At 72.0% G+C, this 12,699-nt stretch carries 15 protein-coding genes and 1 pseudogene; 12 read left to right on the plus strand and 4 right to left on the minus strand.

Annotated elements, in window-relative coordinates; genetic code table 11:
• The first annotated feature begins 43 nt into the window (after positions 1-43).
• The 7 genes from ACH47Z_RS13320 to ACH47Z_RS13350 all read left to right on the plus strand — a co-directional run bounded on the left by ACH47Z_RS13320 (position 44) and on the right by ACH47Z_RS13350 (position 3,932).
• Positions 44-589, plus strand: coding sequence for a hypothetical protein (locus tag ACH47Z_RS13320; RefSeq protein WP_399073335.1), 546 nt, complete (start codon positions 44-46; stop codon positions 587-589).
• Between the two features lie 9 nt (positions 590-598).
• Positions 599-766, plus strand: a complete 168-nt coding sequence (locus ACH47Z_RS13325; protein WP_399073336.1) for a hypothetical protein — start codon at positions 599-601, stop codon at positions 764-766.
• On the plus strand, positions 763-1,032 hold the full coding sequence (locus tag ACH47Z_RS13330) for a type II toxin-antitoxin system RelE/ParE family toxin (RefSeq protein WP_399073337.1): 270 nt from the start codon (positions 763-765) through the stop codon (positions 1,030-1,032). The genes ACH47Z_RS13325 and ACH47Z_RS13330 overlap by 4 nt, the downstream gene beginning before the upstream one ends.
• A gap of 49 nt (positions 1,033-1,081) precedes the next feature.
• Positions 1,082-1,786 (plus strand): response regulator transcription factor, encoded by a 705-nt coding sequence (locus ACH47Z_RS13335; protein ID WP_399073338.1) that lies wholly within the window; start codon positions 1,082-1,084, stop codon positions 1,784-1,786.
• Positions 1,783-3,246 carry a sensor histidine kinase gene (locus ACH47Z_RS13340; protein ID WP_399073339.1) on the plus strand — a complete coding sequence of 488 codons (1,464 nt, stop codon included), beginning with the start codon at positions 1,783-1,785 and terminating at the stop codon, positions 3,244-3,246. The genes ACH47Z_RS13335 and ACH47Z_RS13340 overlap by 4 nt, the downstream gene beginning before the upstream one ends.
• Positions 3,247-3,315: 69 nt before the next feature.
• A complete protein-coding gene (locus ACH47Z_RS13345) occupies positions 3,316-3,723 on the plus strand; it encodes a hypothetical protein (RefSeq protein WP_399073340.1) in 408 nt (135 codons plus the stop codon).
• Positions 3,723-3,932, plus strand: coding sequence for a hypothetical protein (locus ACH47Z_RS13350; protein WP_399073341.1), 210 nt, complete (start codon positions 3,723-3,725; stop codon positions 3,930-3,932). The genes ACH47Z_RS13345 and ACH47Z_RS13350 overlap by 1 nt, the downstream gene beginning before the upstream one ends.
• A gap of 19 nt (positions 3,933-3,951) precedes the next feature.
• Here ACH47Z_RS13350 and ACH47Z_RS13355 read toward each other — a convergent pair whose 3' ends face one another.
• From ACH47Z_RS13355 to ACH47Z_RS13365, 3 genes are read right to left on the minus strand one after another with little or no spacing between them, the layout of a single operon-like run.
• Positions 3,952-4,524 (minus strand): cob(I)yrinic acid a,c-diamide adenosyltransferase, encoded by a 573-nt coding sequence (locus ACH47Z_RS13355; protein ID WP_399073342.1) that lies wholly within the window; start codon positions 4,522-4,524, stop codon positions 3,952-3,954.
• Positions 4,525-4,537: 13 nt separating this feature from the next.
• Entirely contained in the window at positions 4,538-5,287 is a 750-nt protein-coding gene (locus ACH47Z_RS13360; protein WP_399073343.1) for an ABC transporter permease, read from the minus strand.
• Positions 5,288-5,299: 12 nt separating this feature from the next.
• Entirely contained in the window at positions 5,300-6,085 is a 786-nt protein-coding gene (locus ACH47Z_RS13365; protein ID WP_399073344.1) for an ABC transporter ATP-binding protein, read from the minus strand.
• A 97-nt stretch (positions 6,086-6,182) separates the two neighbouring features.
• Between ACH47Z_RS13365 and ACH47Z_RS13370 the strand changes: the two genes are divergently transcribed.
• From ACH47Z_RS13370 to ACH47Z_RS13390, 5 genes and pseudogenes are all read left to right on the plus strand, one after another.
• The gene (locus ACH47Z_RS13370; protein ID WP_399073345.1) at positions 6,183-6,824 is read left to right on the plus strand and encodes a TetR/AcrR family transcriptional regulator; all 642 of its coding nucleotides are present in this window, start codon (positions 6,183-6,185) and stop codon (positions 6,822-6,824) included.
• 58 nt (positions 6,825-6,882) lie between these two features.
• A pseudogene (locus tag ACH47Z_RS13375) lies at positions 6,883-7,363 on the plus strand (RNA-guided endonuclease InsQ/TnpB family protein); the annotation flags it as partial.
• 242 nt (positions 7,364-7,605) lie between these two features.
• Positions 7,606-8,454, plus strand: coding sequence for a 3-hydroxyacyl-CoA dehydrogenase family protein (locus ACH47Z_RS13380; RefSeq protein WP_399073346.1), 849 nt, complete (start codon positions 7,606-7,608; stop codon positions 8,452-8,454).
• Between the two features lie 176 nt (positions 8,455-8,630).
• A complete protein-coding gene (locus ACH47Z_RS13385; protein ID WP_359071843.1) occupies positions 8,631-8,954 on the plus strand; it encodes an STAS domain-containing protein in 324 nt (107 codons plus the stop codon).
• A gap of 249 nt (positions 8,955-9,203) precedes the next feature.
• Positions 9,204-11,843: an ATP-binding protein gene (locus ACH47Z_RS13390; protein ID WP_399073414.1), complete on the plus strand. Its 2,640-nt coding sequence runs from the start codon at positions 9,204-9,206 to the stop codon at positions 11,841-11,843.
• Positions 11,844-11,897: 54 nt separating this feature from the next.
• On the opposite strand, the gene nucS is transcribed toward ACH47Z_RS13390, so the two are convergent.
• On the minus strand, positions 11,898-12,569 hold the full coding sequence (nucS, locus tag ACH47Z_RS13395; RefSeq protein WP_399073347.1) for an endonuclease NucS: 672 nt from the start codon (positions 12,567-12,569) through the stop codon (positions 11,898-11,900).
• Between the last annotated feature and the right edge of the window lie 130 nt (positions 12,570-12,699).

Here is a 12,699-nt window from a genome sequence, read left to right on the forward strand (position 1 = left end):
GCCGGGGCGGCGAGCCTGGAAGGGTGAGCGAGGGGAGCGAACCGTGATCGTCGGGTTGATCATCGCCTGTGAGGTGGCGTTCTGGGTACTGCTGGCCGCCGGACTGACCTTCCGGTACGCGCTGCGGATGCCCCGTACCGGGCTGGCGCTGCTGCTGTGCGAGCCGCTGCTGGAGGTCGTGCTGTTCGTGGTGAGCGCGATCGACCTGAAGAACGGCGCCCAGCCGGACTGGCGGCACGGCCTGGCCGCCGTCTACATCGGCTTCACGGTCGGTCTCGGCAACTCGACCGTCACGTGGGCCGACGCCCGGGTCGCCCACCGCTTCGCCGGCGGCCCGACCCCGGTGAAGCCACCCCGGTACGGCACGGCCCGCGCCGCCCACGAATGGAAGGTGGCGGCCCGCTGGACCCTGTCCTGCGTGGTCGCCCTGGCCCTCCTCCAGTCCGCCGTCTGGTACGTCGGTTCCGCCGCCGACACCAGCTCGCTCCAGGCCTGGGAGCTGCGGATGCTGTGGCTGATCGGCATCAACGTGATCATCGCGGGCAGCTACACGGTGTTCCCGAAGCGGGAGCCGGCGAAGCGGGACTGACGCCTCGGTGTGTACGAGGAGTACAACGCGCTGGAGGATGCCGCCGACGAGCTGCTGGCCCGCGAGGCTCTGCGCGTGCTGGAAGAGGAGCGCGATGCGCCGCGCGCCTCGCTGGCGGATGTGCTCGCGGACATTTTCGGGCCGCCGTCGGACGCGTCCACCACGGGTGCCGTGTGACGTACGCCTTCGAGTTCACCGCCGCCGCCCGCCGCCAGCTCAAGGCCGTCGACCAGACGACCGCCCTGCGCGTCCTCCACGCACTCAGCCGCCTCGGCGACGACCCGTACCGCGAGGACGCGGACGTGCAGAAGTTGTCAGGGCATGACGACCTGTACAGGCTTCGCGTGGGCACGTACCGGATCGCCTGTCGGATCGACGACGGCAGGCTCGTCATCCTCGTCGTCGAGGCCCGGTACCGCCGGGAGATCTACCGCCGCCTCTGACCCGGTCGCCGAGGGTCGTACGCTGACCCGGCGACGAGGAGGGCGGCGTATGGGTGGCAGGGCGGGTACGGGGGCGGTGCTGGTCGTCGACGATGACGCGGCGATCCGGCGCTCGCTGGAGCGTGGGCTCAGGCTCAGTGGGTTCGGTGTGCGGACCGTCGGCGACGGGGTCGAGGCGCTGGCCGTGATCCGGGACGACCCGCCCGATGTGCTCGTCCTCGACGTCTCGATGCCCGGGATGAGCGGCATCGACGTGTGCGGGCGGCTACGGGGCGACGGGTGGGATCTGCCGGTGCTCATGCTCTCCGCGCTCGATGAGACGGCCGACCGGATCGCCGGGCTCCAGGCGGGCGGTGACGACTATCTGGTCAAGCCCTTCGCCCTGCAGGAGCTGGTCCTGCGGTTGCATGCCCTGCTGCGGCGTCGGCCGCCGGCCGGGCGGGAGGTGCTGCGCGTCGCGGGGCTGGTGATCGATCCGGCCGCCCGTACCGCCGAGCGGGACGGCACCCCGCTGGAGCTGACCCGGCGGGAGTTCGAGCTGCTGGAGGTGCTGGCCCGCAACGCCGGACTGGTCCTGACCCGCGATCAGCTGCTGGAACGGGTCTGGGGCTACGACTTCGACGTGCGCACCGACGCCGTCGACACCTTCGTCAGCTACCTGCGGCGCAAGCTGGAGGCGGAGGGCCGCCCCCGGCTGATTCACACCGTGCGGGGCGTCGGCTTCGTACTCCGTGAACCGCGGGACACACCGTGAGACTCTCCGCCCGCATCGGCCTCGCCGTCGGCTGCACCGTCCCGCTGCTGGTGCTGGCCGGCGGCTGGCTGCTGCTGCACCTCGTCGCCCGTGATCTGCACCGTGCCGAGGACCAGCACCTACGACAGCGCGCGACGGCCGTCGCCCCGGACGCCCGGGCCCTGCTGCGGGCCGCCGCCAACGGTCACCCCAAGGTGGCCGACACGCGGGAACGGCAGCTGTTCGACTCGGCCCTCGACGTCGGCGTACGCGTCGTAGGCCCGGACGCGACCTTCAGCGGCGGCCCCCAGCCCGGCCCGGCCGTGGCCCTGCCCGACCGGACCTCCGGCTTCGGCGCCGTCCACGCCGACGGCCGGACCTGGCGGACCCTCGCCCGGCCGGTGAACGCCGGCCCGGCCTCCGGCACGCTGTGGCTGTTCTCGCCCGACACCGCCGCCCGCGTCCAGATCCCGCTCGTCCGCCGCCGGGTCTTCGCCACCGCCCTGCTCGCGGCCCCCGTCTCCGGCCTGCTCGCCTGGGGCCTGGCCGCCGGGGCGAGCGCGCCGCTGCGCCGGCTCACCCGCCGTACCGCCGGACTCGACCCGCGCACCAGCGGCGCCCGGCTCGGGCAGTGGCGGACCGGGGTGGTCGAGGTCGACGAGCTGGCGGCCACGGTACGCACCGTCCTCGCCCGTTACGACGAACAGGCCGGGCGCACCGCCCAGGCCCTGGACACCGCCCGCTCCTTCTCCTCGGCCGCCGCGCACGAGCTGCGCACCCCGCTGATGAGCATGGGCACCAACCTCGACATCCTGGCCGGCCATCCGGACCTGCCCGAAGCCGAGCGCGCCGAGGTCGTCACCGACCTGCGCCGCGAACACGCCCGGCTGCTCGGCCTGTTGGTGATGCTGCGTGAACTGGGGCGGGGCGATCTGGTGGAGGCGGAGGCCTTCCGGCCGGTCGACCTCGCCGACACCGCCGACGCGGCCGTGGCCGAGGCCCGCCGTCGTGCCCCGAACGCGGACATCACCCTGGACGCGGCACCCGGGCTCACCGTGCACGGCTGGGAGCCGGGACTGCGGCTACTGCTGGACAACCTGCTGGCCAACACCCTCGCCCACGGCCGGGACGCGGAGGGCCGGGCCGTGGTGCGGGTGGGAATGACGGGCGGTGCGGAGGGGATTCTGATCACCGTGGACGATCGGGGGCCCGGCGTTCCGGGCGACGCCCGTGCCCGGATCTTCGAGCGGTTCCAGCGGGGCCCGGACAGCACGGGTTCCGGCCTCGGCCTCACCCTCGTCGCCCAGCAGGCGGCGCTGCACCGGGGGAGCGTCACCGTCACGGACGGGCCGGATGGCGTGGGGGCCCGCTTCGAGGTACGGCTGCCATCGGACGGCGGCGACCTGCCCGGCCGGCGGGACTGGCTGATCGGCACAGCCGGGGCAAACCGGTCACAGAGTTTCCCCAAAGACCCTGCCTAACCTCCGGCACGACGGACGGACGGCCGACCGTGGCCGCCCGGAAGCGAACGGAAGTGAACGGAGAGGCAGATGTACGGACGACGACGCACGCGCACGCTGCTCGCGGGGCTCGCCGTGACGGCCGTCCTGGCGGGCGGCACGGCGGGGACGGCGGCCGCGGCCGACAGCACCCCCAAGCCGGCGCCCACCGGTGACGGGGCCCACGGGCTGTGCAAGCGAGTACCGAAGATCGACCGCCGGATCGAGCGGGCCCTGAAGCGCCTCGACGCCGGAGCGGGCACGCGCGGCTCGGTGGCCCGGCTCCAGCAGCGCGTGGACAACGCGAAGAAGGCGGGCCACACCGAGATCGCCACGTACCTCCAGAACCGGCTGGACTTCCGCACGTCGCTGGTGACGAACCTGGAGCAGCGGCAGAAGGACCTGGCCGCCGTCAAGACGTGGTGCCAGAAGAACGACGACGGGAAGGCGGCGAGCTGATGCGGGGCCGGCGGCCGGCGGCAGCGGTCGTGGTGGCCGCCGGCCTCGTGGCACTCACCACGGGCTGCGCCCACCACGACGGCGCCACACCGGCGTCCTCGTCCTCCGCCTCCCCTTCGGGCTACGCGGACATGAAGAAGAAGGTCGACGCCGCCGAGTCCGCCGCGGCCGCCGCCGACCAGGACGCGAAGAACACGACGGACCGGTGATCCCGGCGGGGAGCCGTCTCTACCGCTCCCCGCCCGGCACCCACAGCACATCCCCAGTCTCCTGGTTCGCCGTCCGCGCCAGGATGAACAGCAGGTCGGACAGGCGGTTGAGGTAGGTGGCGGTGAGGGGGTTCATGGTGTCGCCGTGGGCCTCCAGGGCCGTCCACGTCGAGCGTTCGGCGCGGCGTACGACCGTGCAGGCCTGGTGGAGCAGGGCCGCTCCCGGGGTGCCGCCGGGGAGGATGAAGGAGCGGAGCTTCTCCAGCCGCTCGTTGAAGCGGTCGCAGTCCGCCTCCAGCCGGTCGATGTAGAACTGCTCGACCCTGAGCGGCGGGAACTTCGGCTCCTCCACCACCGGAGTCGACAGATCCGCGCCCACGTCGAACAGGTCGTTCTGGACGCGGGTGAGCACCTGGACGACCTCCTCCGCCAGGCCGCCCAGCGCGATCGCGGTGCCGATGACGGCGTTGGCCTCGTTGGCGTCCGCGTAGGCGGAGATCCTGAGGTCCGTCTTGGGCACCCGGCTCATGTCACCGAGGCTGGTGGTGCCCTGGTCGCCGGTCCGGGTGTAGATACGCGTCAGATTGACCATGTGGCCAGCCTAGTTATGCCCCGGCCGTCCGGAACACTCGTGTGCCCACCGTCACCGCGAGCGCCGCGAAGCCGACGGCGACGAGGGAGCCGTAGAGCATGTGCGCGGTGGCGTAGTGGCCGAGGTACGCGTCGCGCACCGCGTCCACCAGATAGCGGAACGGCACGAAGTGCGAGAGCACGTTCAGCCAGGCCGGCGCCAGGGCCATCGGGAGCATCAGGCCGGACAGCAGCATCGACGGCATCGACACCATGTTGATCAGCGGGCCGAACTCCTGCGGGGTGCGGACCCTCATCCCCAGCGCGTACGACAGCGACGCCAGGGAGACGGTGAGCAGCGCGACGAAGGCGAAGCCGATCAGGATGCCCGCCAGCGGTGCGCGCAGCCCCATCACCAGCGCGGCCAGCACCAGCAGCACCGCCTGGAAGACGAAGACCGTGGCGTCGCGCAGCACCCGGCCCAGCAGCAGAGCGAGCCGGCTGACCGGGGTCACCCGCATCCGCTCCACCACCCCCTGCCCCTGCTCGACGATGATCATGAATCCGGCGAACAGGGCGCCGAACAGCCCGAGTTGGAGCAGCAGGCCCGGGACCAGCACCTGCCAGGAGCTGCTGGTCCCGCCGAGGGGGAGATGGGTGAGGAGCGGGCCGAAGAAGACCAGGTAGAGCAGGGGCGTCAGCACTCCGAAGAGCAGCGCGAAGCGGGAGCGCAGGGACTGGCGGAGGTAGCGGCCGTAGATGAGGGCCGTGTCGTGAAGCAGCATCGGTCGAGATCCCTAGACGGCTACGGGGGTGGTGTCGGCCGGTGCGGGGCCGCGGCCGGTGATGGCGAGGAAGGTGTCCTGGAGCGTGGCGTCCAGTGAGCCGCCGTACCGCAGCTTCAGCGCGCCCGGCGTGCCCTCGGCCGCGACCGTGCCCCGGTCGACGATCACCAGCCGGTCGGCGAGGGCGTCGGCCTCGTCCAGGTAGTGGGTGGTCAGGAAGACCGTCGTACCGTGCTCGTCGCGCAGCCGGCGGACCAGGTCCCACAGATCGGCGCGGCTGCCGGGGTCGAGTCCGGTCGTCGGCTCGTCCAGGAACAGCGCCTTCGGGCGGTGCGTGAGTGCCATCGCGATGTCCAGGCGGCGCCGCTGGCCGCCGGACAGGGCGGCCGTCTTCCGGTCGAGGAGACCGGTGAGGTCCAGGTCGCGGGCGAGTTCCCCGGCCCGCTCGACGGCCTCGGTCTTCGTCAGGCGGTACATCCGCCCCTGGGTGACCAGTTCCTCCCCCACGGTGATCTGCGGATCGACGCCGCCGGACTGGGCGACGTACCCGGACACCCGGCGCACCCCGGCCGGGTCGGTCGCCAGATCGTGCCCGGCGACGGTCGCCGCGCCGCCGGTCGGCTTCAGCAGGGTGGTGAGCATGCGCAGGGTGGTGGTCTTGCCTGCGCCGTTGGGCCCGAGGAAGCCGAGGATCTCGCCCTCGCGGACGGTGAGATCGATTCCGCGTACGGCCTCCACGGGGCCGGCCTTGGTCTGGAAGGTGCGGGCCAGTCCGGCCGCGCTGACGACTGCTGCCATGTCCCACAGAAAAACAGAGTCTCTGAATTTTTGCAACGACACCAAGTTTTGGGGATGCCCAACTTTTCATGGGCCCCAGCGAAGCTAGGATGCAGGCATGGCTGAGGGACTCAGGGAGCGGAAGAAACGGCAGACCAGGCAGTACATCTCCGATGTCGCCACGGGCCTGTTCCTGGAGCGCGGCTTCGAGGCCGTGACCGTCGCTGAGATCGCGGAGGCGGCGAACGTCTCCGTCAACACCGTCTACAACTACTTCCCGGCCAAGGAGGACCTCTTCTTCGACCGCTCGGAGGGCATGGTCGACCGGCTGGCCCGCTGGGTCCGCAGCCGCGATCCGGGGGAGTCCGCCGCGAGTGCCGTCCTGCGCGAGCTGCGCGGCGAGGTCCAGGCCGTCTCGCCCCGGGTCGGCCTGATGGAGGGCTACGACCGCTTCATGCGGGTCATCCACGGGGCACCGGCGCTGCGCTCCCGGCTGTGGAGCGTCCAGCAGGAGATCCACAACAACGTGGCCGCGGCCCTGCGTGAGGAGACCGGTGCCGCCGACGACGACCCGCTGCCGGACCTGATGGCCGGCCAGATCTGCTGGATCCACCAGACCGTCTTCGTCACCATCGGCCGCGAGATGCTCGCCGGGCGCGCACCGGCCGAGGTGTCACGCGAGGTACTCGCCCTCCTGGACGACGTCGAGGACCTGTTGAGCGAGCGGGTCCTCGACTATGCGGTACGCGCCCGAAATTAGCCTGAACTCTGCCGGTACCAGGCAGTGTTGAGCCCGCCAGCGCCCCGTTACCGGGGCTCTTGCCCGCAAGACCAAGGGATCGAAGAACCGGGCCAAGGCCCGCATCAAGGTCGCACGCCAGCACGCCAAGGCGGCGGACCGGCGCCGGGACTGGCACCACAAGGCCTCCACGCAGATCATTCGCGACAACCAAGCGGTGTATGTGGAAGACCTCGCGGTGTCCGGCCTCGCGCGCACCCGGCTCGCCAAGTCCGTGCACACGCGGGATGGTCCGCGTTCGTCGGCATGCTGGAGTACAAGGCGGTCAAGCCTGCTCGGCCTGCGGATTCCGGGACGGTCCCAAGCCCCTGCACGTCCGCCAGTGGACGTGCGGCGAGTGCGGCACCGTGGACGACCGCGACCACAACGCAAGCCGCAACGTCCTTTTCGAAGGACGCCCTATCGTCGCCACCGGACGGGTGGAGACGCCAAACGCCTGTGGAGTGCCGGTAAGACGGGCACACGTGCCCGCACAGCGCGTTGAAGCAGGAAGCCCCCGGAAGAGCCGGGCCCCGCTACCCCGCGCCACCCTGTGTGCGGGGCGCAAACCGCACGTGATGCAACTCATTGAGGAGCAAAGCCGCTTCTGGGTACGACGGGCCCGATCGGGCGTCGCGTACCGCTGCCGGTGTGATGTCCGTCCATTGAGACGTGACGCGCGTTACTTACCGGTCACACAGCCGCTCCAGAGCGCTATGGTCCGCCGGAGAAGCAGACTTGAAGCGCGTTCAAGGGAGTCGGAGTGGCACGGAAGCTCGCCGTCATCGGGGCCGGTCTCATGGGGTCCGGCATCGCTCAGGTCGCCGCGCAGGCGGGCTGGGACGTCGTCATACGCGATGTCACCGACGAGGCACTGAAGCGTGGCACGGACGGCATCAAGGCCTCCTACGACAAGTTCGTGAGCAAGGGCAAGCTGGAGGCGCAGGCCGCCGAAGCCGCCCTCGCCCGCATCACCCCCACCACCGACCTGGACGCCGCCGTCGACGCCGACATCGTCGTGGAGGCCGTCTTCGAGAAGCTCGAGGTCAAGCACGAGATCTTCCGCGCGCTCGACAAGATCGTGCGCCCGGAGACCGTGCTCGCCTCGAACACCTCCGCCATCCCGATCACCAAGATCGCGGCGGCCACCGAGCACCCCGAGCGCGTCGTCGGCGTCCACTTCTTCTCGCCGGTGCCGATGATGCAGCTGGTCGAGCTGGTCCGCGGGTACAAGACGAGCGACGAAACCCTCGCCACCGCACGGGAGTTCGCCGAGTCCGTCGGCAAGACCTGCATCGTCGTCAACCGCGACGTCGCCGGCTTCGTGACCACCCGGCTCATCTCCGCGCTCGTCGTGGAGGCGACCAAGCTCTACGAGTCCGGGGTCGCGACCGCCGAGGACATCGACCTCGCCTGCAAGCTGGGCTTCGGCCACGCCATGGGCCCGCTCGCCACCGCCGACCTCACCGGCGTCGACATCCTGCTGCACGCCACGAGCAACATCTACACCGAGTCCCAGGACGAGAAGTTCGCCCCGCCGGAGCTGATGCGCCGGATGGTGGATGCCGGTGACATCGGCCGCAAGAGCGGGCAGGGCTTTTACAAGTACTGAGCACCATCTGTACGAACATCCGCTGAATCTCACCCCCGGGAGTATCACTCCCCGGGGTGAATTCGGTATCGGTTCGCTTACAAGCAGCAACCGCACCACCACACACACAGTCAGACGGTGCACAGCACCGACACCATCGACCACGAGTACGCCAACCGCACGCACGGGGAGCGCATATGTACATCAGGGGCGATCATGCCGAGCTGGTCGTCGGGGGCCGCCTCGACGTCCGGAGCGCGGCGGACGCCCGTACGGCCCTGCACTCGGCCGTCGATCACGGCGTCGGCGACCTGGTGCTCGACCTGTCCGAACTGGACTCCTGGGACGCCACCGGCCTCGGCGTGATCATGGGTGCCCATCGGCGGGCCGGCCGCTGCGGGCGCCGTCTGGTGCTGCGCGGTGTCCCGCCGCAGATGCAGCGCCTGCTGGTGGCCACCCGGCTGCACCGCATCCTCGCCATCGAGGGCGGCATCGGGGTGGAGTCGCTGCCCCGCGTGTGATCTGCCGTACGGACGGGGCGTGTGCGCACGTCGAGGGCAATCCTCACCGGACTGTGACGTCTCGGGCCGTACGGCACCCCGCACTGTCGGAGATACTGAGCGAAGGTTTAGGGTTCGGTCGCCCGCCGCCTCGCAACCCTCGACCGAGCGGGCCCGGACCAGAAGCGACAGCGCGGTGTGCGGCAAGGCCGGGAGGGGCCGTAGGCACGGGCACACGACGCTTTTGGGGGGCTTGAACCCATGGAACGCATGGAACCCATGGACCCGATCACTCCGGGACCGCCGGGACCCGAGGAGCACGGCCACGCGCACGGCCGGCGCCCGCCCCGGGAATCCCTCACCTCCGACTTCGGCCCGGGCTCGCCCGCGCTCGCCCGCACGGCGCGGCTCGTCGCCGGCGACCTGCTGGTGACCGTCAACCCCGTCGACGGCAGCGAGATAGAGCCCTGCCCGCCGGCCGAGCGCCCCGGCACGCCGCGTAAGCGCACCGCCGCCGAGCGCGCCGAGACCGAGCGGGCCGCGAGGCCCCCCGTTCCGGCCGGCCCCGCCCAGCCCGCCCTGTCCCTCCTGGAGCGCCAGGACGAACGCGAGCGCCTGGTCCGGCTGCTGGCCCGCGGCCGTACCGTACGGCTCACCGGCCCCGCCGGCTCCGGCCGCACCGCCCTGCTCGACCTGGTCGCCGAGGACTGCCTGGACCTCGCCCCCGACGGCGTGGTCCGGCTCTCCGGCCTGCACCGCACCGCCGGCGAACTGCTCCACGACCTCTTCCACGCCGTCCACGTCGCCCCCGGTCACCGCCCCGAACGGGACGAACTGCACGCTCTGGTCGCCGAGATCGGCGCGGTCGTCGTCCTGGACGACATCGAGTTCGGCGGCGCCGCCCTGGACGAACTCCTCGACACCGCCCGCGAGTGTGCGTTCCTGATCGGCGCCACCCCCGACGTGCCCGCGCCGTCCGCCGGGTCCGCGGTCGAGGAGGTCTTCCTCGGCGGCCTCGACCGGGCCGCGGGCGTGGAGATCCTCGAGCGGGCCGTCGGCCGTGTCCTCACCGAGGAGGAGGCCAACTGGGCCGGTGACCTGTGGTTCGAGTCCGAGGGCCTGCCGCTCCGGTTCGTCCAGGCCGGCGCCCTGCTCCGGCAGCGCGACGAGCTGCGGGCCGGCACGGGGGCCGTGGACGAGTACGGCGTCTTCGAGGATGTACGGCAGCCGGTGGAGATCCCCGTCGATCCGCAGGACGACATCCCCCTGCCGTCCCTCGGCGAAGCCGCCGCCCCCGCCCCGCTGCTCGCCTCCCGGCTCAGCGCCTCCGCCCGCGCCACCCTGCGCTTCGCGGTCGCCCTCGGCGGCGAGGTGCCGCACCAGGCGCATCTGCCGGCGCTGGTCGGCGACACCCACGCCGACGCCGCGCTCGGCGAGCTGGCCGGCTGCGGACTGGTCTCACCGGCCGGCGCCCGCTACCGGCTCGCGGCCGGGGTGCAGACCCAGCTGGAGGCCGCCGGGTACGCCGACGACTCCCCGGCCCAGGCGCTCGCCGCCGCCGAGCACTACGCCTGGTGGTCCGGGCATCCCTCGGTGACCCCCGAGCGGGTCAGCGCGGAGGCGGACGCGGTGCTGGCGGCGCTGGCCGCCGTGGTCCCGCAGACCTCGCCCTCTCCGTCCGCCGAGGGCGAGGAGAGCCTCGCGGTCCGGCTCGCCCGTACGGCCGCGCCCGCCTTTGCCGCGGGGCTCCAGTGGGGCGCGTGGGAGCGTGCGCTGCGCTCCGGCGCGGAGGCCTCCCGGCTGACCGGCGAGGTCCACGAACAGGCCTACTTCCACCACGAGTTGGGCGTCCTGGCGCTGTGTGCCGGACAACTGGACCGGGCCCGCGCCGAGCTGGAGGCGTCCATCGGGCTGCGCGGCGCGCTCGCCGACAAGCGGGGTACCGTCGCCGGGCGTCGGGCGCTCGCGCTGGTCTCCGACCGCTCGGGCGAGCTGCCCGGGGTCACGGTACCGGTGGGGGAGGAGCTGCCGGAGATACGGCACGAGGAGTCGGCGCCGCCGCCGTACACCCCGCTGGGCGACGGCCTGGTGACCCAGCGCATCCCGGCCGCCGCGGAGCAGGGCGGTGGCATCCGCCGGCTGGCCCGCCGCAACCTGGTGGCCGCCGGTTCGGGGGCCTTGCTGGCGGCCGTCCTCGGCACGGTGGTCACGCTGGGCATGACGTCCAACGAGAACGCCGGCAAGAACCCCGCCGGCAAGGTCGACGTCAACCCCTCGATCAGCCAGGGCACGGGCGACGGCACCCTGGGCGCCGACCCGAACCAGAGCACCGGCGGCACGACGGGCACGGCGACCGGCCGGCCGACGACCGGGGGCACCGGCGGCACGTACGGCACGACGGGCGGATCGACCCCGTCGACGGACCCGGCCCGGCCGTCGGAGAGCATCAGCCCGTCCGGCTCCGGCACGACGTCGTCCTCGCCGACCAAGTCGTCGGGGTCGTCCGGTTCGAGCAGCGGCTCGACGGGCGGCAGCGGTACGGGCGGGAGCACCGGCGGAGGAAGCTCGACCGGCGGCAGCGGTACGACCGGGGGCACGGGTACGACGGGCGGGGGTACCGGCTCCACCGGCGGCTCCACGAGCACCGGCGGAGGAAGCTCGACCGGCGGCAGCGGTACGACCGGGGGCACGGGTACGACGACCGGGGGCACCGGCTCCACCGGCGGCTCCACGAGCACCGGCGGAGGGAGCACGACCGGCGGCAGCGGTACGACCGGCAGCACCGGCGGTTCCTCGACGAGCGGCTCCACGGGCACGACGACCGGCACGGGCGGGACGACGACCGGCACCTCGACGAGCAGCGCGCCGGCGTCCCAGAGCGCACCGCAGTCCTCCCCCTCGGTGGCCTGACCCTTCTCCGCCGCCCGCCTCTCGCGAGGGGTGGGCGGCGGAGCACAGGGCCCGCTAGAACAGGCGGAGCTTGTCGTCCTCGATGCCGCGCAACGCGTCGTAGTCCAGGATCTGGCAGTTGATCCCGCGGTCGGTGGCGAGGACGCGGGCCTGGGGCTTGATCTCCTGCGCGGCGAAGACGCCGCGGACCGGGGCCAGGTGAGGGTCGCGGTTCAACAGGTCGAGGTAGCGGGTGAGTTGTTCCACGCCGTCGATCTCGCCCCGGCGCTTGATCTCCACCGCCACCGTCCGGCCGTCCGCGTCCCGGCACAGGATGTCCACCGGGCCGATGGCCGTCATGTACTCGCGGCGGATCAGCGTGTAGCCCTCGCCGAGCGTCTCGATGCGGTCGGCGAGGAGCTCCTGGAGGTGCGCTTCCACGCCGTCCTTGATCAGACCGGGGTCCACGCCCAGTTCGTGCGAGGAATCGTGGAGGATCTCCTCCATCGTGATGATCAGTTTCTCGCCCCCCTTGTTGACGACCGTCCAGACGCCTTCCTCCTCGCCGCTGCCTTCCTTCAGCGTGCAGGGCGGCGACATCCAGTTGAGGGGCTTGTAGGCCCGGTCGTCCGCGTGGATGGAGACGCTGCCGTCCGCCTTGACCAGGATCAGGCGGGGTGCCGAGGGCAGGTGGGCGGTGAGCCGGCCGGCGTAGTCGACCGAGCATCGGGCAATGACGAGACGCATGGTCGGCAACGCTACTCGACGCGCGCCGGTGCACGCGATTCGCCCATCCTGCTCCCTGTGAATCGCCCCAATTGTCTCTGGAAGCTCTTGTTCATCCCTGGCCGATTGTGTGCCAGACCAGACCGTTCCA

Origin of the sequence: Streptomyces sp. NPDC020192 (genome assembly GCF_044388685.1) — a bacterium.
Taxonomy (GTDB): Bacteria; Actinomycetota; Actinomycetes; order Streptomycetales; family Streptomycetaceae; genus Streptomyces.